Origin of the sequence: Leptolyngbya sp. CCNP1308, assembly GCF_034932455.1 — a bacterium.
Classification (GTDB): domain Bacteria; phylum Cyanobacteriota; class Cyanobacteriia; order Phormidesmidales; family Phormidesmidaceae; genus Nodosilinea.
On sequence record NZ_JAYGIH010000078.1, the window covers coordinates 61,559 to 78,762 of the forward strand.

11 protein-coding genes and 1 tRNA gene are annotated in these 17,204 nt (G+C 59.8%); 6 read left to right on the forward strand and 6 right to left on the reverse strand.

All coding sequences use genetic code 11. The annotated features are described in order from the left end of the window. The first annotated feature begins 12 nt into the window (after positions 1-12). Together VB780_RS23430 and VB780_RS23435 are read left to right on the forward strand one after the other, a co-directional pair. A complete protein-coding gene (locus VB780_RS23430) occupies positions 13-1,005 on the forward strand; it encodes a pentapeptide repeat-containing protein (protein ID WP_323353603.1) in 993 nt (330 codons plus the stop codon). Between the two features lie 108 nt (positions 1,006-1,113). Then, on the forward strand, positions 1,114-2,235 hold the full coding sequence (locus tag VB780_RS23435; RefSeq protein WP_323353604.1) for a DUF389 domain-containing protein: 1,122 nt from the start codon (positions 1,114-1,116) through the stop codon (positions 2,233-2,235). Here VB780_RS23435 and VB780_RS23440 read toward each other — a convergent pair whose 3' ends face one another. Further along, positions 2,236-3,159 (reverse strand): PRC-barrel domain-containing protein, encoded by a 924-nt coding sequence (locus VB780_RS23440; RefSeq protein ID WP_323353605.1) that lies wholly within the window; start codon positions 3,157-3,159, stop codon positions 2,236-2,238. It abuts the gene before it with no gap. 267 nt (positions 3,160-3,426) lie between these two features. After that, on the reverse strand, positions 3,427-7,146 hold the full coding sequence (gene smc / locus VB780_RS23445; protein WP_323353606.1) for a chromosome segregation protein SMC: 3,720 nt from the start codon (positions 7,144-7,146) through the stop codon (positions 3,427-3,429). Positions 7,147-7,420: 274 nt separating this feature from the next. Between smc and VB780_RS23450 the strand changes: the two genes are divergently transcribed. After that, on the forward strand, positions 7,421-7,858 hold the full coding sequence (locus tag VB780_RS23450; RefSeq protein ID WP_323353607.1) for a resolvase: 438 nt from the start codon (positions 7,421-7,423) through the stop codon (positions 7,856-7,858). A gap of 154 nt (positions 7,859-8,012) precedes the next feature. Here the strand turns inward: VB780_RS23450 and VB780_RS23455 are convergent, their stop codons facing one another. After that, the gene (locus VB780_RS23455) at positions 8,013-8,273 is read right to left on the reverse strand and encodes a DUF3146 family protein (protein ID WP_317035691.1); all 261 of its coding nucleotides are present in this window, start codon (positions 8,271-8,273) and stop codon (positions 8,013-8,015) included. A gap of 305 nt (positions 8,274-8,578) precedes the next feature. On the opposite strand from VB780_RS23455, the gene VB780_RS23460 reads away from it, so the two are divergent. The 3 genes from VB780_RS23460 (at position 8,579) to VB780_RS23470 (ending at position 14,642) form a co-directional block, all read left to right on the forward strand. After that, positions 8,579-9,496, forward strand: coding sequence for an NAD(+) kinase (locus VB780_RS23460; protein ID WP_323353608.1), 918 nt, complete (start codon positions 8,579-8,581; stop codon positions 9,494-9,496). Between the two features lie 138 nt (positions 9,497-9,634). After that, positions 9,635-10,600, forward strand: a complete 966-nt coding sequence (gene hpsN, locus VB780_RS23465) for a hormogonium polysaccharide biosynthesis glycosyltransferase HpsN (RefSeq protein ID WP_323353609.1) — start codon at positions 9,635-9,637, stop codon at positions 10,598-10,600. An 88-nt stretch (positions 10,601-10,688) separates the two neighbouring features. After that, positions 10,689-14,642, forward strand: a complete 3,954-nt coding sequence (locus tag VB780_RS23470; protein ID WP_323353610.1) for a hypothetical protein — start codon at positions 10,689-10,691, stop codon at positions 14,640-14,642. Between the two features lie 47 nt (positions 14,643-14,689). Here VB780_RS23470 and VB780_RS23475 read toward each other — a convergent pair whose 3' ends face one another. From VB780_RS23475 to VB780_RS23485, 3 genes are all read right to left on the reverse strand, one after another. Continuing rightward, positions 14,690-15,571, reverse strand: a complete 882-nt coding sequence (locus tag VB780_RS23475) for an inositol monophosphatase family protein (RefSeq protein ID WP_323353611.1) — start codon at positions 15,569-15,571, stop codon at positions 14,690-14,692. A gap of 187 nt (positions 15,572-15,758) precedes the next feature. Continuing rightward, entirely contained in the window at positions 15,759-16,838 is a 1,080-nt protein-coding gene (gene fba / locus VB780_RS23480; protein ID WP_323353612.1) for a class II fructose-bisphosphate aldolase, read from the reverse strand. 247 nt (positions 16,839-17,085) lie between these two features. Then, positions 17,086-17,157, reverse strand: a tRNA-Lys gene (locus VB780_RS23485). Between the last annotated feature and the right edge of the window lie 47 nt (positions 17,158-17,204).

The window sequence follows — 17,204 nt, forward strand, 5'->3', positions numbered from 1 at the left end:
CTGGTTTTCGATATGAATGCCCGTGAACTGCTCGATGCCTATGCCCGTGGCGATATGGATTTTAGGGGTAAGACCCTGGTGGGCATCGACCTCGCTGGGGCTGACTTGATTGGGGCCAACCTGGTGCAGGCCGATCTGGAAAATGCCAACCTCATGCTGGCGTTTTTAACCCGGGTGCGGTTTCGCCAGGCCAATCTGTCGCGGGCGCGGCTGGGGGGGGCAAACCTCAACCAGGCCGACCTGTCGGCGGCAATGCTGCGCGACGCCGATCTGCACGGGGCCAGTCTCCAGGGAGCCGACCTGCGCAGCGCCAACATGACCCTGGCCGATCTGCTCGATGCCAATCTCACCGGGGCCGATCTGCGCAACGCCGACCTCAGCGGGGCCAACCTGACGGGGGCCTGTTTGCGCGGGGCCAACCTGCGCCAGGAAAACCGCAAATATGCCACCAATTTGCGCGGTGCTAAGCTGCATTTGGCCGACCTGCGGGGTACCAATCTTTCAGGGGCCGACTTGGCCTATGTCGATCTCAGTGGCGCCAACCTCAGCGAGGCCGTGCTGCGCGATGCCAATCTCAAGGGGGCGAATCTGCGCGGGGCGCTGCTGCGCGATGCCAACTTCAGCGACGTGAATCTCAGCCAGAGCTGTTTGGAATCGGCGGATCTCACCCACTGCCGCTTTCCCCGCAGCAATTTTGGCCAGGCTAACCTCAATCGCGCCAGCGCCAAGGGCGCTGATTTTACCGAAGCCACCATGGCCCTGGCCCAGATGGATGATTGCAACCTGGCCAATGCCCGTTTTAGCCGCGCCGATCTGGCTCGGGTCAGCCTGCGCCGTTCTATTCTCACTAAGGCTCTACTGGTTGAAACCTATCTGGGCCGGGCCGACCTCAGCGAGGCCGACCTTAGCGAGGCCATTCTAGATCGAGCAGAGATTAGCAGCACTACCATGGTTAACGTCACGCTGACGGGGGCCACGATGCCCGACGGCACTATTCATGGGTGAGGGGCATAGGTGATGGCAATGGCCTGCGTTTTGGGTTAGGGTGATTGCGCCAATTGCCTCTAACGTCCGGTCCTTAACCATCGTATCGGGCGACCAGGGAGAAATGTCTTGAAATTTAAGCCATTCAAACTGCGACAGCAGGCTGAGCGATTGGCCCAGCAGGGGTATCGGGTCTGGTTGATGGCTCAGAGCCGATTGTGGGATGCGCTACTAAGCGCTGCCGCCTGGCTCGAAAGCATTCTATCGCCGATGCGCCGACCGGTGGCGGCGGACGACCTCACTCGTCTGCGCCAGGATCTTCTGGAGGAGTCGCAGCTCAGCTGGCACTACCTGGTGCTGGTCATAGGATCGTGCATTATTGCCACCCTGGGGCTGCTCTCTAATAGCACCGCTGTAATTATTGGGGGAATGCTGATTGCGCCGCTGATGCTGCCCATTCGCGGTGCTGCCTTTGGCATTATTGAGGCTGATCGCCTCCTGATTCGTGCCAGTGCTATGGCTCTGACTGTGGGCTCTCTGCTGTCGGTAGCCATGGCGGCGCTGCTGGGAGTGCTCACGGGGGTGGTGCAGTTTGGCAGCGAGGTAATGGCTCGCACCCAGCCCACGCTGCTCGATCTGGGCATTGCGATCACCGCTGGGGCGCTGGCTGGGGTAGCGAAAATTGAGCCTAAGGTGGCGGGTACCGTGGCGGGAACGGCGATCGCAGTTGCCCTAATGCCCCCCATCTGCGTTGTGGGCCTGTGGCTGGGTAGAGGCAACCTGGAGCTGAGCCGGGGGGCACTTTTGCTCTACATGACCAACTTATTTGGCATCACTCTAGCCTGTATGGTGGCCTTTGTGCTGTTTGGCTACTCCATGGTTCACCGCGCGCGCGGCCCCTTGGGTATTACCCTTGTGTTTACCGCTTTGCTGGTGTTTCCCCTGGGGGCTACAACCCTGCGGCTGCTCCAGAAAAACCAGCTAGAGGCGAGCGTGAAAAGTGCTCTGCTCGATCGCACCCTGACCTTTCAGCGGGTCACTCTAGTGGATATGCAGGCAAACTGGCTGACTACCCCGCCTGAGATATCCCTAACGGTGCGAACCTCAGAACCTGTGTCGCCTAACCAGATTATGCTGCTGGAGCAGTTTCTAGCGCGAGAACTGGGTCGCCCATACAAGCTCACCTTCCTGGTGAGTCAATTGGAGGCAATCACCAGCGACCCAGCCAAAGAGGACGAAGCCCCAAACTGACTAATAGTCCAGTTCTTCTTCGTATTCGGTGACCTTTTTCTTTTGGGGAATGTTGAGGGGCTTGGCTTCGTAGGGTGCACCCTCGTCTTCCTCCGTCCAAACATCTTCGGTGACGTCTTGAAAATCGGCGTCGTAAGGTTTGTAGCTGCTTGGGTCATCGAGGGTGGCGGCCTGGTAGCGCTCCGCAGGCTGCTGGGCCTGAAGCGGCGCTTCAACGCGCTCTGGCTCGCCCCAGTCGTCATCGCTCCAGCGCTCTTCGGCGGTGGCGGGGCGGGCCTTGCTGAATTCGGCGGGTACCTGTACTCCAGAGGGCAGCTGATTAGCCGTAGAGACCGGCATGATGTATTCGCTGTCATCGTTACGTTCCCAGGGGGCGCTGCCGATGCCTAAGCGCTCTAGCAGGCCCACGCTGAGCTGCACCATTTTTTCTTCAGCGCCTTCGAAGACGATTAGGCGATCGGGGCCGCTGCTGACCACTTCGTCAATGGAAAGTTCGTAGGTGCTGATTACCTGATCCGGAATTTGGGGTAGCCCAAAGGAGGCAATTACAATAGTTTCAATGCGGCCAGTAGTGACGTCGAATTTAAAGCCGCGCACCCGGCCTAGAGGTTCTCCGGTTTCGGTGATGACTTCGCAGTTGACCAGGGTGCTGTAGGGAGCGACGCTCATTTCGTCGTCCATCGCGGCTTCGTCATCCACCAAAATGACGTCGCCAATCTGACGAATATTCGTCAGAGCCATGACCTGCTGGGTGCTCGACACCAGCCCAGACATAATATTTTCTCGCAGGCCAATGGCGACGACTTCTCGCTGGTCTACATCAACCCAGACCTGGCTGACAATTCCCAACCGCTGGCCAGAGTTGCGGGTAATTACTTGGGTACCTAAGAAGTCGGAGCGAAGACGATATTTGTCTAAGGTCATGTTTAATCCATCTCGTGGACCGAGACAACAGAGCGCTGGGACAAGCTAGGCCGGCAGCAGACCGCGTTACCGAGGTAAAACGATACCTTAACCTGAATAGTCATCTTAACCAGAATCGTCTAATTCTACAGGAGGGAAGACCGAACTACCAGACGGATGGGAGTAGTCTACTGGCTGGATTTAGCCGATAAATTCAGGGATTAGGGAATAGAGGAATGCTAAACCTGATATCTCTTTTGCTACATGTCGTGTCTACCTTGGTTAAGACTATAGCGTTGCACTTTGGGTCTCCAGATCGATGCCGAGCACCTGGGTGTAGGCTCCGCGGGCCTGGGTGACACCAATGGTGCGCTGGGCGGCTTCGATCATGGGGCGGCGCAGGCTGACCACGATGAACTGGGCTTGCTCGGTCTGGTGCTTGATCATGCGGGAGAGGCGCTCCACGTTGGCCCCGTCGAGGAACATATCGACTTCGTCGAAGGCGTAAAACGGCGAGGGGCGGTAGCGCTGGAGGGCAAAGATAAAGCTCAGGGCCGTGAGGGATTTTTCGCCCCCGGACATAGAGGCCAGGCGGCGTACGGGCTTGCCCTTGGGGTGGGCGACGAGATTGAGACCGCCGTTGAAGGGGTCTTCGGGGTCTTCGAGCTGGAGGTGGCCATCGCCGTCGGAGAGTTCGGCAAAGATGGACTGGAAGTTGAGATTGACGGCGTCGTAGGCTTCGGTGAAGGCCTGGCGGCGCAGGGTGGTGAAGGTCTCGATGCGCAGCAGCAGCTCGGTGCGCTCTTCTTCGAGGGTGGTGAGCTTGTGGGTCAGCTCAGTGAGGCGCTCTTCGGTGCGGTTGTACTCTTCGAGGGCCAGCATGTTGACCGGCTCCATGGCCTCCATGCGGCGCTGGAGCGATCGCAGCTCTTTCCGCAACTCCTCCAAATCCGTTTCGGCAGGAATCTCGGGGAGTGGCTCGGGCAGCTCTGCCGCCTGGGCTGCGAGCAACTCCTGGGCTTCGGCCAACTGCTGGCGACGCTCTTGCTGGGTTTCGAGCAGCTTTTGGCGCTCCCACTCCTGCTGCTGGGTCTGGGTGCGCTGGGCGCGCAGGCGCTGCTCTAGGTCGTCGCGGACGGCTTTTTCGGCGGCTAGGGTTTGGTCGAGGGCGGCCATCTGCTGGCGCAGCTGGGCAATTTCGTGATTTAAGGCGGCTTGCTGCTGCTGGATCTGGGTGAACTGCTGGTCGCGATCGCTCTGCTGTTGGGCCAGTGCAGTGAGGGTCTGCTGGGCCTGGGTGAGGGCTAGCTCAAGCTGCTGGCGCTGGTTGTGCAGTTCTTGCAGGTGGCGCTCGGCATCTTGGAGAGCCTGCTGGCGATTGCCCAGCTCACTCTCTAGCTGCCCTACTGCCGCCTGGGCCGTCTGCCACTCGCTGTGGGCCACAGACTGCTCTAGCTCGCTGAGAGCCTGCTGCTGCCGGGCGATCTCAGCTTCTTGGACAGGTAGGGATTGGGCGAGTTCTTGCAGGCGCGCTTGGGTACTGGTCAGCTCCTGCTGGTGCTGGGTGAGCTGAGCTTCGAGCTGGGCGCGCTGCTGGGCCTGCTGCTGCTGCTGGCTCTGCTGCTGTTCGCCCGCCATCTGGAGCTCGCGGTACTGCTGGCGCTGGGCAATCAGACTTTGGGAGAGGGTTTGGAGGGTTTCGGATGTGGCGTTGAGGTCGCGATCGCAGCGTTCTAGCATCACCTCAATATCGCCGAGCCGCTGGCGCAGAGTCTGGGCCTCGGTCGATTCCGCCGGTTCTACGGTACCAAAGTGCAGGCTGCCCGATCGCGACGACACGTTGCCCCCGGTCATGGCCCCGCTGGTTTCGAGAATTTCGCCTTCTAAAGTGACGATGCGGTAGTCGCCCAGGTGCTGCCGGGCCGAGGTCAGGCTGTCAAACACCACTGTGCTGCCAAAGGTGTAGCCAAAAATATCGCGGTAGCGGGGGTCGCAGTCGATTAGGTTGACGGCGTAGTCGAGGAAGCCGTCGGGGCGCTTCCAGTCGGGCACGGGGGTAAAGCGGGGGGCGCGAATTTTGTTGAGGGGCAAAAAGGTGGCCCGCCCGGCCCGGCGCTGCTTGAGAAACTCAATGCCTTTGGCGGCCACCTGGTCGTTCTCGACCACTAGATAGCTCAGGCGTGCCCCGGCGGCGATTTCTAAAGCCAGCTGATACTTGGGATCGACCTTGCCTAGCTGAGCTACTAGACCGCTGATGCCCGCCAGGCCGCTGTCGAGCAGGAGCTTGGTGGCGTGGGTGCCCTGACTCTCTTGCAGGGCCTGGGTTTGGGCTTCGAGCTTGTCGAGTTCGCGCTGCTTGTCGCGCTGTTCTTTGAGTAGGCGAGTTTGGGTGTCGCGCTGCACGGAAAGTTCTGCTTCGGCGGCGGCAATTTTAGCGGCAGTGTTCTGAATCTCTGTTTCCGCTGCCGCTAGCCGCTGGGCGAGCCCGGCGTCGGCCTCAGACTCCGCTGGTTCTGACCCGAGGGTGCGGCGCTGCTCGGTCAGAGCCTCGATCTGCTGTTCAAGCTGGCGCAGACGCTCTTGCAGGCGAATTTGCTCAGCCCGCTGGGGTTCGATGTCACCGCGCAGATGGTCGATCGCCTGGCGCAGCTGGGTCTGCTGCTGGATGCTGGTCTGGGATTCGGAGGCGATCGCCAAGGTGGCTTGGCGGCGTTCTTCTAAAGCCTGCTGTACCTGATTTTTGGCCTCGGTGAGCGCCACCAGTTCCCCTGTGGTCAGTGACGCAATGGATTGACCAATCTGCTCCAGGTCGCGCTGCTGCTGCTGGCGGGCGATCTCGGTGTCGCGGCGCTGGGCCGCTGCCTGGTTGGTGGCGTTGCGGCTTTCCTGCTCCTGGCGCTGGAGCTGGCGCAGCTCGGCCTCGTGGGTGGCTACCTGGGCTTGCAGGGCTAGGTGCTCGTCTTCGCCCATGGCCCGAATGCGGGCGTTGAGGGCGGCGAGTTCGGCATCGAGGGCGGCGATCGCCCCCTGCCCTGCGGCGATCGCCTCGGCCAATTGAGTCGATTTAGCCTCGCCCCGCTCTAGGGTTTGGTGCAGGGCGGCGATCGCCCGCTGTTGGCTCTGCCACAGCAGCACCGCCTCCCACTGGCTTTTGGTCTGAAAGGTTTCCTTGAGGCGCTGGTACTTTTCGGCCTTTTGCCGGTCTTGGGCCAGGCGCTCTAGCTGGGCTTGCAGCTCGCGCTCGACAATGCGAAAGCGCTCTTCGTGGTCGCGCACGGCCTCTAGCTTGCCCCGGGCCTGGTCAATTTTGCGATCGAAGGCGGCGACCCCGGCCAGCTCGTCGATGATTTCCCGGCGTTCGCGGGAGTTCATCGAAATAATGCTGGTGACATCGCCCTGGAGCACGACGTTGTAGCCTTCGGGGTAGACGTGAAACCGCTGGAGCTGCTCGTGGAGCTGGTTGAGGGTGCAGGGCTCGCCGTTAATGTAGTAATTAGAGGTGTAGGTGCCCTGGCTGGTCACCCGCAGCCGCCGGGTCACGCTCCATTCGCGGCCCGTGGGTAGGGTGACGACATTGGCGGCGTCATCTGACTCAGAAATTTCAAGAGTGGGAGAACTGCCGTTGTGGCCGTTGGTGCTGGCGATTCCCTGAAAGGGAGGCTTCGCCAACGCACCGTTCCCATTGGCATCGTTCCCCTGTGCCATCGCCTCCCCGTCGCCATCGATCATCAGATCGGCGGCCACGTCGCTGAGGTCAAAGGTGACGGTAACGCTGGCCTCAGAGGTGGCGCGGCGGCTCATCTGGTTTTGGTTCACCAGGTCGGGCAGGCGATCGGCCCGCATACCCTTAGAGCTGGCCAACCCTAAGCCAAACAGCAGCGCATCTAGAATGTTCGACTTACCTGAACCATTAGGCCCAGATATGACAGTGAACCCAGGCAATAGTGGAACCTGGGTCGTACCCCCAAACGATTTAAAGTGGGATAGCTCGACACGCTTAATGTGCACTGGCCAGCGTTACCTCAGGCTTGAAACAAGTGTACTACAGGAGAAGGGGTTTTGACCACACGACTCGAATAACTAGGATCCATGCCCCCTATCTGAGGCTGATGCCGCCTAAGTTTAGTGTAAATTCTCCTATTTGTACGCTAGATAGCGGGGCTGCTGCCCGATATGCCAGTCAATTCTCTCAATTTTTTGTGTGTGGATAGAAGTGCTTTATCTGCCAGAGAAATCTAGACTGGGGTGGCACAATGGAGGGGAAAATCTACCCCCTGTTCTCGTGAGCCAGTTCACCCCACCACCTCTGTCTCAGCCGATGATTTTAGGCTTTGACCCCGGCAGACAAAAATGTGGCTTGGCTGTTATGGGGCTAGATCGACTGCTGTGCTACCAACAGGTAGTTGCCGCCGATGCGGTGATCGATGAGATCGCTACCCTGCGCCAGCGATTTCCGATTTCGACCATTGTGCTGGGCGATCAGACCGAATCGAGGAACTGGAAAGACACCCTTAGTCAGCTCCCTGACCCGCCGCGCATCATGCTGGTGGATGAGCGATATACCACGCTGGAGGCGCGCGATCGCTACTGGCAAATGTATCCCCCGTCGGGGGTGGCGGGGTTGATTCCCCAATCGCTGCGCAAAATTTCTCGCCCTATCGATGACATTGTGGCCATTTTGCTGATAGAGCGATATTTGAACCGTCTGACGGGGGAGTAGCGCTGTTGGGCCTGCCACTGCTGATAGAGCCGCCCCCCCACGTGAGCGAGACGTTATCTGGAATTGAACGTTGATTGTCTACGGCTTGTTTGGGCTGGTGGCGATCGCGGTTGGGCTCACGGTAGGGGCGATCGCCCATCGGCATTGACCTAAGCTATAGCTTTGCCCGAATGGTAAACGAGTAGTCGCCGCCGGGTTCGAGCTGGTAGTCGAAGCGTTCTAGAAAGCGGCTGAGGGGTTCGCAGATCAGCGCTCGCCCTAGGGATGGCTCCACCCGGAGGTTGCCCTGGCGAAAGCGCCACTGAAACTGCCATTCGTAGGTGCTGGCCCGCACTTCGCCCTCAATGCGGCCCTGGCTCCACGACTGGTGGGTAATGCGAACGTAGGCGGTGGTTTCTGAATGGCGACGGGTCACGGCAATACAAGCAGTACAAAAATGCGATCGGTTAGCGGAGCCAGGTTAGGCAAACCCCCACAGGTACGATAACCGTAGCGTAGGCCGTGGTCTACCCCGATGTTGTGGGCAACGATACGGCCTAGCCCCCCAAATGGGTCGGGTCATCGGGCAATTCAGCCCCAGGCTGTTTTACCCTAGACGAAAAAACGGTAGCCTAGGGAGAAGCTAAACTATGATTCCCTTCAGCGTGTTCGGCATCTTAGCGGGTGCAGGGCACGTTTTGTTCACCTCATTTCACCGAATTGTAAGGTTGGACCCTGCCTGTGCCCAAGGTTGGCATTATCTACAACGACGTTAAGCCTGTGGCCTGCCAGGCCGCTTTCGAATGGGAGGAAAAACTGATTCGCCGAGGCTACACCGTGAGTCTGGCCACCGGCATGGGCGGCATTTTGGGCTATTCTCAGCCCGATCGCCCGGTTTGCCACACTCCCCTCGATAGCTTGGTGCCGCCCAATTTCGATGCCGATATGAGCTTCGCCGTAGTGCTGGGGGGCGACGGCACAGTGCTGTCGGCCTTTCGACAGCTGGCCCCCATTGGGGTGCCCCTGCTGACGGTCAACACCGGCCACATGGGCTTTTTGACCGAGGCATACCTCAACCAGCTGCCCCAGGCGATGGAGCAGGTGCTGGCGGGCGACTACGAAATTGAAGAGCGGGGCATGCTGGCGGTGCGCCTGTTCCACGAGTCTGCCCTGGTGTGGGAAGCCCTCTGCCTGAACGAGATGGTGCTGCACCGTGAGCCCCTGACCAGCATGTGCCATTTTGAAGTGGCGATCGGCTGCCACTCCCCGGTCGATATTGCGGCGGACGGCATTATTGTGTCGACGCCCACGGGGTCTACGGCCTACTCCCTCTCGGCGGGTGGGCCGGTGATTGTCCCTGGGGTGTCTGTGACTCAGCTAATTCCCATTTGCCCCCACTCGCTGGCGTCGCGGGGGCTGGTGTTTCCCGATCGCGAACAGGTGAACATTCGCTCGGCCAACCCCGACCCCCTGGTGCTAATCGTGGACGGCAACGCGGGCTGCTACGTGATGACTAAAGACGAGGTAAGCGCCTGCCGCGCCCCCTACTCGGCTCGGTTCATTCGGCTAAAGCCGCCTGAGTTCTTTACCGTGCTGCGGGAGAAGCTGGGCTGGGGGCTGCCCCATATTGCTAAGCCTACGTCGGTGGAACTGCCGTGAGGGGTTAGGTGGGTGGATGGGTGGATGGGTAGGGGCAGACCCCTATGTCTGCTCTGCATCGGGTGAATGGGTGGGTGGATGGACAACTCGGGGCGGCTCAGTGGGAATACTGGTCTGAGCCCTACACCCCCGATTGCTATGGATTGGCCCACCATTGCTGTGATTATTCCCACTTACCAGCGGGAGGCGGTGCTGTGCGACACGCTGCGCAGTGTGCTGGCCCAAGATTATCCGGCTTACAAAGTAGTGGTGGTAGACCAGACTCAAACCCACCAGACAGAGACTCAGCAGCAGCTTCAGGCTTGGCATGAGGCGGGGAAAATCACCTGGTACTCGGTGCCCTGGGCGAGCTTGCCGGCGGCTCGGAATCTGGGTATAGAGCGATCGCATTCCGATCTCGTCCTCTTTATTGACGACGACGTAGTGCTGCCCCCCGGCTACCTCTACGCCCACGCCCGCACCTTTTTAGAGCGGCCCGAGGTGGGGGCGGTGGCAGGGCGAGTCTTCGACCGCATGAAGCTGGCGGAGCAAGCGGATCTGGAAATTGACTACCTACCCCCCCAGGCGATGGATCCAGGAATTGCCTGGTACCACATCGATCTGGTGCACACCACCCAGCCCCAGCGGGTGCTGACGGCGCGGGGGTGCAACATGTCGTTTCGCCGGGAACTGTTCGACAAGCACGGTCTGCGGTTCGACGAGCGTTTCTACGGCAGTGCCGTGCGCGAAGAATCTGACTTTTGCCTGCACATTCGCGCCACGGGCTACATCATTTGGTACAACCCGGCGGCTCATCTGGTGCACCTGGGGGAAGAGACGGGGGGCTGTCACGACATTGCGACGCGATCGCTCAGCTACCAAATGAACTTCTACCACAACCACTTTTTGCTGGCCCTGAAAAACCTTACCCTGGGGCAAAACCTGCGCCTCTACGGTCGCTTGTTCGACTGTCACGTGCTGGGGCACCCCCCCTGCAATAAGAGCGGCCATCCGCTGAAAATTTTGAGTCGAGGGCTGTTTTTTGGATTGGGCTGGCTCTATACGGTTTACACACTGGCCACTACCCTGGGCAAGCACGGGCGACTTTATGCCGATATGGAGTAGACCCGACCTGAGGTTAAGAATCTCGGGCTTGAGAATCTACTCGCTATGGCAGCGCCCATAATTCTAGAACCGTCCCCCAAGGCAGAGCATGGCTGACGATCGCGACCCCACGATTCGACTACAGCTAGATCTGTCGCCTGACCAGCCAGGGCTGTTGGAAGGGCTGGATACCTGGCTGCGGCTGGGTCTGATCACTGACCAGCAGGTGCGCGACCTGGGGCGGATCAACCTCAGTTGTGATTGGTTGCCAGCAGCGGCAACCTTAGCCACTTCAGAATCAAATTTGGTCGATACGGTCAATCCTTTTCTAGATCCTGAAGGCTCCCTGGCGGCAGGAGAGACGCCCTCCACGGATTCTCCCGCTGGAGATGCGCCGATTACAGATTTTGTCCCCGCTGAGCCTACTGTTCGCCCTCGCAGCCAGCGATTCCCGCGCGACTCGCCCCGACCCCGAAATATCCGCCCGTCCACCCAGCGACAACCTCGGGGCACCGCCCAGCCACCTGCCCCTACGAACCTGTGGCTCGGTCGCCTAATGAGCGAACTGAGCGTGGTGTGGCTGCTGGGTCTTGGGGTATTTTTAGTTGTGCTGTCGTCGGCAGTGCTGGCAGCGACCCAATGGGCCAGGTTTAACGCGACGGGGCAGTATCTGGTGCTGCTGGCCTACACCCTGGTGTTTTGGGCGGCGGGGCTGTGGTGTCGCCGCAATCCTCGTTTACAGCTGACGGCCCAAACCCTGCAAATGATCACCCTGCTGCTGGTGCCGCTGAATTTTTGGGCGCTGGATGGGTTGGGTGTGTGGCGCGGGGGCGGGGTGCTGGTGGGGGCGATCGCCGCCATTCTGCTGACCTTCACAGCCCTGCAGGTGCTGCGCCAGCAAAACAGCAATCCCCTAGAGCAGGCCAATGCCCTGGGCCTGGCCTATCTCCACACGGGCTGGAGTCTTGGTGGTGGGCCGCTGCTGGCGGTTTACGCCGGAGTATTGGGTACCGCCGCCGCTACTGTTTACGGCCAGCGGCAACAGCCCGCCACGCCTGGTCTGCGCTGGCCTACGGTGGTAATTACTGCCGCCCTTGGTATTTTGCTGGCACGGGGACTAACCCCAGGGGAGTCGATTCAGGCAGGGCAATTTGGCTTGGCCTTTGGCCTCTACGGAGCCACCCTGGTGTGGCTGGGCCAGCGACGGCTGGTGCCCAAACCCGAGGTCGAACCTACTTCAGACGCTAATTCACAGCCTGCGATCGCCACAGACCGCCCTTTTCGCGGCGGAATTGCGCTGGGGCGGGGGCTGCTGTGGTGGGGTTGGCTGCTGGCAATCACCGACTGGCTGATCCAGGCGTTTGGCATCGGTCTGCTTGGGCTAGCGCTGCGTATTCAAGCGTTGGCCAAGCTGGGTAAGCGGCGAGATTTGCTGATTGCCTATGGCATTGCTGTACAGCTTGGCTTCGTTGGCTGGGAGATGCTGCCGCGATCGCTGCGGCAGACCATGCTGGCCCCCCTGGCTCGGTGGGATGAATTTGCGATGGGCACCTGGCCGCTGCTGGGGATTTCGCTATTTCCCTACGTGGTGGGGATGGTGGCCTTGGCCGACTGGTATCGGCGGCGAAACCAGCTGAAACTGGGCCGCTTTAGCGACGGCATTGCCCTGGGTAGCAACGTTCTATTGACGCTGATCAGTCTGGCCAGCGGCCCGGTGCTGGTGGTGAATTTGATTGCTTCTACGATCGCGGCGCTGGTGGTAACCCTGCGGCGGTCTTCTCCGGCGCAGTGGCGCATTGTCGTTACCTACGGCCTGGCTCTAGGGAGCATTGTGGTTGCCATTGGCGATCGCTGGCCAAATTTACCCCTAGGTCGCTGGATTTTGGTCATGGTGGCCCTGTCTACGGTGGCCCTGGTGCTGAGTAAGGTATTGCACGCACTCTGGGGTCGCACGGCCTGGCTCTACGGAGTGGGGCTGTCTGCCCTGAGCTACGCGCTGCTGTGGGCCGATCTGCTCGATAGCGGCTGGCGTGCCAGCACAAGCTGGGTGGGGTTGGTGATACCGCTAGTGCTGCTGCTGATCGGTCGCCACCGCGCCAGCGTGTTGACCACAGGCATTGCGCTGCCCTTTACCCTAGGGCTGCCTTGGACCCGTCTAGTGGGCCTGGGCTCGGCAACGGCCTTAACGGCGGTGAATAGCACGGTCTATCGGCGACCTGGGGTGGCGTTTTTAGCGGTGGGCTTTGCCCTGGGCTGGGTCTATAGCAGTCTGGCCGACTGGGTTGTGGGCTTTCCGCGTCATTTGGCCGATTGGGGGCTGGTGACGGTAGGGCTGATGGCGGTGCTGTGGATTGCGTGGCGATTGCTGCCTGTGTCCCAGGAGACTGAAACGCTATCTTTGACAACGCTCTATCGAGTGGCCTGCGATCGCTGGGGTCACATCCTAGCCATTGGCTTGCTGACCCTTTCCACCATTGCAGTTTCCCTCTACTACCTTGTCTGGCGGGAACCACGCCCCTTGATCGTGGTTGTCCTGGCTGCATTCTTGGCGACGCTGCTCCTCCGCTATTGGGGAACCGTGAGGCCTCTTACTATTTACCTGGCGGGCTGGAGCATAGAACTCCTGGTCGCCGGGATAGTGGTAGAGCGCTATTCCCCGGTGGTTGCTTTGGCGGTGCCAACTTTGGGACTGGGGGCGATCGCCCTGGTTCTGTCTGCAATCGTAGGACGCTCTCGCCCAGCCCTGGCTCCGCCCCTACAAACCCTCACGCTGCTCTATGCCGGACTGGCTCTGGCTCTACGCGCCTATACCGCAACGGCCTGGACGGGCTGGCTAGTCGTCGTCGCGGCCCTGCTGGTGCTCGAAGTGGGGCGGCGTTCTCAAACCGCTCTGGCTCGCTGGCTGGCCCTGGGGCTGCTGTCGGTGGGCTGGTACGAGCTGGTAATTTACCAAATGTTGCAAGGCTCTGGCGGCCAGGCAGCGGATGCCCTTCTGGTGCTAGCAGGAGTCGCGACGCTGGTCATGACGGTTTATCGCCTGATGGCAGGACAGCTCGATCGCACCCTGGGCATTCCCCAACTAGAAATGGTTTGGGCGGCGCACCTACACTGGTTTATCGGTAGCTTGCTCCTGCTGGGGGGTGGGATTGGGTTTGGCTTTGGGCAGGCGACGCTGGGATGGCTGGGATTGGCGATCGCCACCGCCCTGGTGCTCTACGCCCTCAGCCAGGGTCGCCTCGGAACTGCCGAATCGGTCAAGCAAGCCTGGGTTTATGCCGGACTCATAGAACTTGTCGGCTGGTTTGCCCTGGGGCGATCGCTGTTCCCAACGCTAGGATTTCTCGATAGCTGGTGGGGAGTGGTGGCCTGCGCCGTGGCGGTGCCCGTGTATTGGCTACCCTGGGCCACCTGGGGCTGGCCCCAGCGTCCCTGGCGGGTAATGGCCGTAGTTCTCCCGCTGCTGATTGCCCTGCTCACGGCAGGGTTTGACCACATTCCGACCCTGTGGGTGCTGACCGGGTTCTACGGCTGGCTGGCCTGGCACAGCGGCAAAATTCGCGTATCTTACCTCTCAGTACTCTGTGCGACCTGGGCGATCTGGGTCTGGCTTGAGAATCGATCCATCGACGACAGCCTTGCCTGGGTCTTGCCCCTGGGGCTGGCTCTGCTCTACATCGCCCAGGTCGATCCAGCGATGAAGCGCCCCGAGGGTAAAGAACAACGCCACTGGCTACGGTTGATTACCCTGGCGATAATTTTGCTCACGGCGCTGCTGAGCGAACGCTGGGCAGGCTTGCCGGTGGGGGCAATGGCCTTGGGGGCGATCGCCGCCGGGCTGCTGCTCCGCATTCGCGCGCTGCTCTACGTGGGCACCGTTGTCTTTGCCCTCAACGCTCTCAACCAGCTGGTGGTGCTTAACGCGGCATTCCCGTTCATCAAGTGGGTGGTGGGCATTGTAGTCGGCATCGCCCTGATTTGGATTGCCGCTGATGTGGAGCGTCGCCGCGATCAGTGGCTCCAGCTCACCCAGAGCTGGGGGCAAGATTTAGACGCCTGGCAGTAAAGAATGGAGGAAGTTTTGAATATGTAAATCCTTCGGACTCTGAATCTTTAGGATCCAACTACTCTAGCGGCGGTGACAGCGGCCAACAGATCGCTATGCACAGCTTTAGAGCTGCCGATTACCATACCCGGTCGCAGATAGTTGCTACAGGTGTGCAGCGGCGGCGGTGGGTCGCCGGTAAACGTGGTGACAATGTGGCCCATCTCCTGGGCCATAAAAGCCAGCACGGCTCCGTCAATGAATTGCCCACGGGCCAGCACGGCCCCGGCTATGTCGCCGCTGAGCAGTCCATTAAAGTTAGGAATCTGGGTCTCCTTTGAATAGTCGGTTTTGGTGTGGTAGACCCGGTAGCGATCGCTCAAATAGGGCACCAACTCCCCCATTTGCCACCCCAGACAAATCGCTGGAGTCGGGCTTTTCACCTTAATCTGGGTGCAGTCATCGAGAGACTGAGCCAGACTCCCCGTAAACGTGCCCTTTCCCCGCAGGGTGTAGTAGTAGCGGTCTTGGCTAGGGGTAATAGCGATCGCCGCCTCGTACTCATCCGCATTGAGAATCCCCAGAATAATTTGGTAGTTCGAGTGGCCGTCCAGATAAAACTGGGTGCCGTCAATGGGGTCGAGGGTGATCAGGTAGTCGCCCTGCGGCCCCAGGTCAATAGCGCGAAAGTACTTGGTGTTGTAGGTCTGCTCATGCTCTTCGCCGTAGAAGCGCACGTTAGGGAACAGCCCCAGCAGCACCACCTCGACCATGGTTTGAATCGACAGATCTGCATCGCTGAGGGCCGAGGCAAAAAAGTTGTCGCCCTTGCCGTCTTTGTCGGGCTGGGCCGCAATCTGGGTCTGCACCTGCTGGGCATAAGCTCCAGCGGTTTTGAGATAGGGCAGCAGCGTCGCCAGAATGTCTCGGGGGGTAGTTGAAGGCAGCATGGGGGATATTTTTGTGGCAGAGCACCCCTAATGTAAGGCAGAACCCAGGGTTCTTTGGTGGGTAGCCAGAGCTTTTGACCATCTCACAGGTTCTGGGGAAAAACAAAAAAGGTCAGGGTTTCTTCAACGAAGAAACCCTGACCTTTAAGTCAGATCAAATTCCCTTGGGAATTTGGTCAATCCCTATCTAAACCGCAGCAGCCTTTGCGATCTTGGCGTCGAGTTCGCCCTTGGCGTACTTGACAGCGTAGACCTCCACGGGCTCTTGCTTGATCTTACTGGCGTTACCGGCGGTACCAAAGGCGGTGTAACGCTCGCTGCAAACCTCGGTCATGTACTTCATCGAGGGCTTCATGAAGTGGCGAGGATCAAAGTTTGAAGGATCCTTAGCCGCCGCTTCACGGATGGCAGCGGTGATGGCCAGACGGTTGTCGGTGTCGATGTTGACCTTGCGCACACCGCTCTTGATCCCCTTCTGAATCTCTTCCACGGGCACGCCGTAGGTCTCAGGGATATTGCCGCCGTACTCGTTGATCATGTCTAGCCACTTCTGGGGCACAGAAGAGGAACCGTGCATGACCAGGTGGGTGTTGGGCAGGCGGCGGTGGATCTCTTCGATGCGGCTGATGGCCAGAATTTCGCCGGTGGGCTTGCGGGTGAACTTGTAGGCACCGTGGCTGGTGCCGATGGCGACGGCCAGAGCATCCACCTGGGTGGCTTCGACAAACTGCACCGCTTCGTCGGGGTCGGTGAGCAACTGGTCGTGGCTGAGGGTGCCCTCAAAGCCGTGACCGTCTTCGGCTTCGCCCGCGCCAGTTTCGAGGGAGCCGAGGCAGCCCAGCTCGCCTTCCACGCTGCAACCGATAGAGTGGGCCACTTTCACCACTTCGCCGGTGACGGCGGCGTTGTACTCAAAGCTGGCGGGGGTTTTGGCGTCAGCTTCCAGAGATCCGTCCATCATGACGCTGGTGAAGCCGTTGCGCAGCGCCGAGTAGCAGGTGGCGGGAGAGTTGCCGTGGTCTTGGTGCATCACCACGGGGATGTGGGGATAGGTTTCAACGGCGGCCAATACCAGGTGACGCAGAAAGTTTTCGCCAGCGTAGGAGCGAGCGCCGCGAGAAGCCTGCAAAATCACGGGGCTGTCGGTTTCATCCGCCGCCTTCATGATCGCCAGGATTTGCTCCAGGTTGTTTACGTTGTAAGCCGGAATGCCGTAGCCGTTCTCAGCCGCGTGATCCAGCAGTAGCCTCAGTGAGACAAGCGCCATAAAATCCTCCTAGTGTGTTCTCGCCGTTAGGCCTTCAGACGTTTTAGTAGGTAGCCTTACTCATCAATCTTAGGATAGATCGATGGACATATAACGAAATGTTTTGACAAGCTAAAGTCAAGCTTAAAAGAACTCCCCACTCAGCCTGGGTGTGTTTGCCCGGCTGCTCTGCCCCATCATAAAACACTGAGGGGCACGAACCGTGAACTTTGCTACTGGATAGCAGACAAAGATTAACCTACAGCTATGGGTCGCCTGGGATTCGAACCCAGGACCAATCGGTTAAAAGCCGAGTGCTCTACCGCTGAGCTAGCGACCCCCTTGCGGGGAGGGCGTGTTTGGTCGTTAACCAGACACGGCTTATAA

Coding starts and splice junctions, on each gene's coding strand:
- VB780_RS23430 (WP_323353603.1), top strand. CDS start 13: ATGAATGCCCGTGAACTGCTCGATGCCTATGCCCGTGGCGATATGGAT.
- VB780_RS23440 (WP_323353605.1), bottom strand. CDS start 3,159: ATGACCTTAGACAAATATCGTCTTCGCTCCGACTTCTTAGGTACCCAA.
- hpsN (WP_323353609.1), top strand. CDS start 9,635: ATGGATTGGCCCACCATTGCTGTGATTATTCCCACTTACCAGCGGGAG.
- VB780_RS23470 (WP_323353610.1), top strand. CDS start 10,689: ATGGCTGACGATCGCGACCCCACGATTCGACTACAGCTAGATCTGTCG.
- VB780_RS23475 (WP_323353611.1), bottom strand. CDS start 15,571: ATGCTGCCTTCAACTACCCCCCGAGACATTCTGGCGACGCTGCTGCCC.
- fba (WP_323353612.1), bottom strand. CDS start 16,838: ATGGCGCTTGTCTCACTGAGGCTACTGCTGGATCACGCGGCTGAGAAC.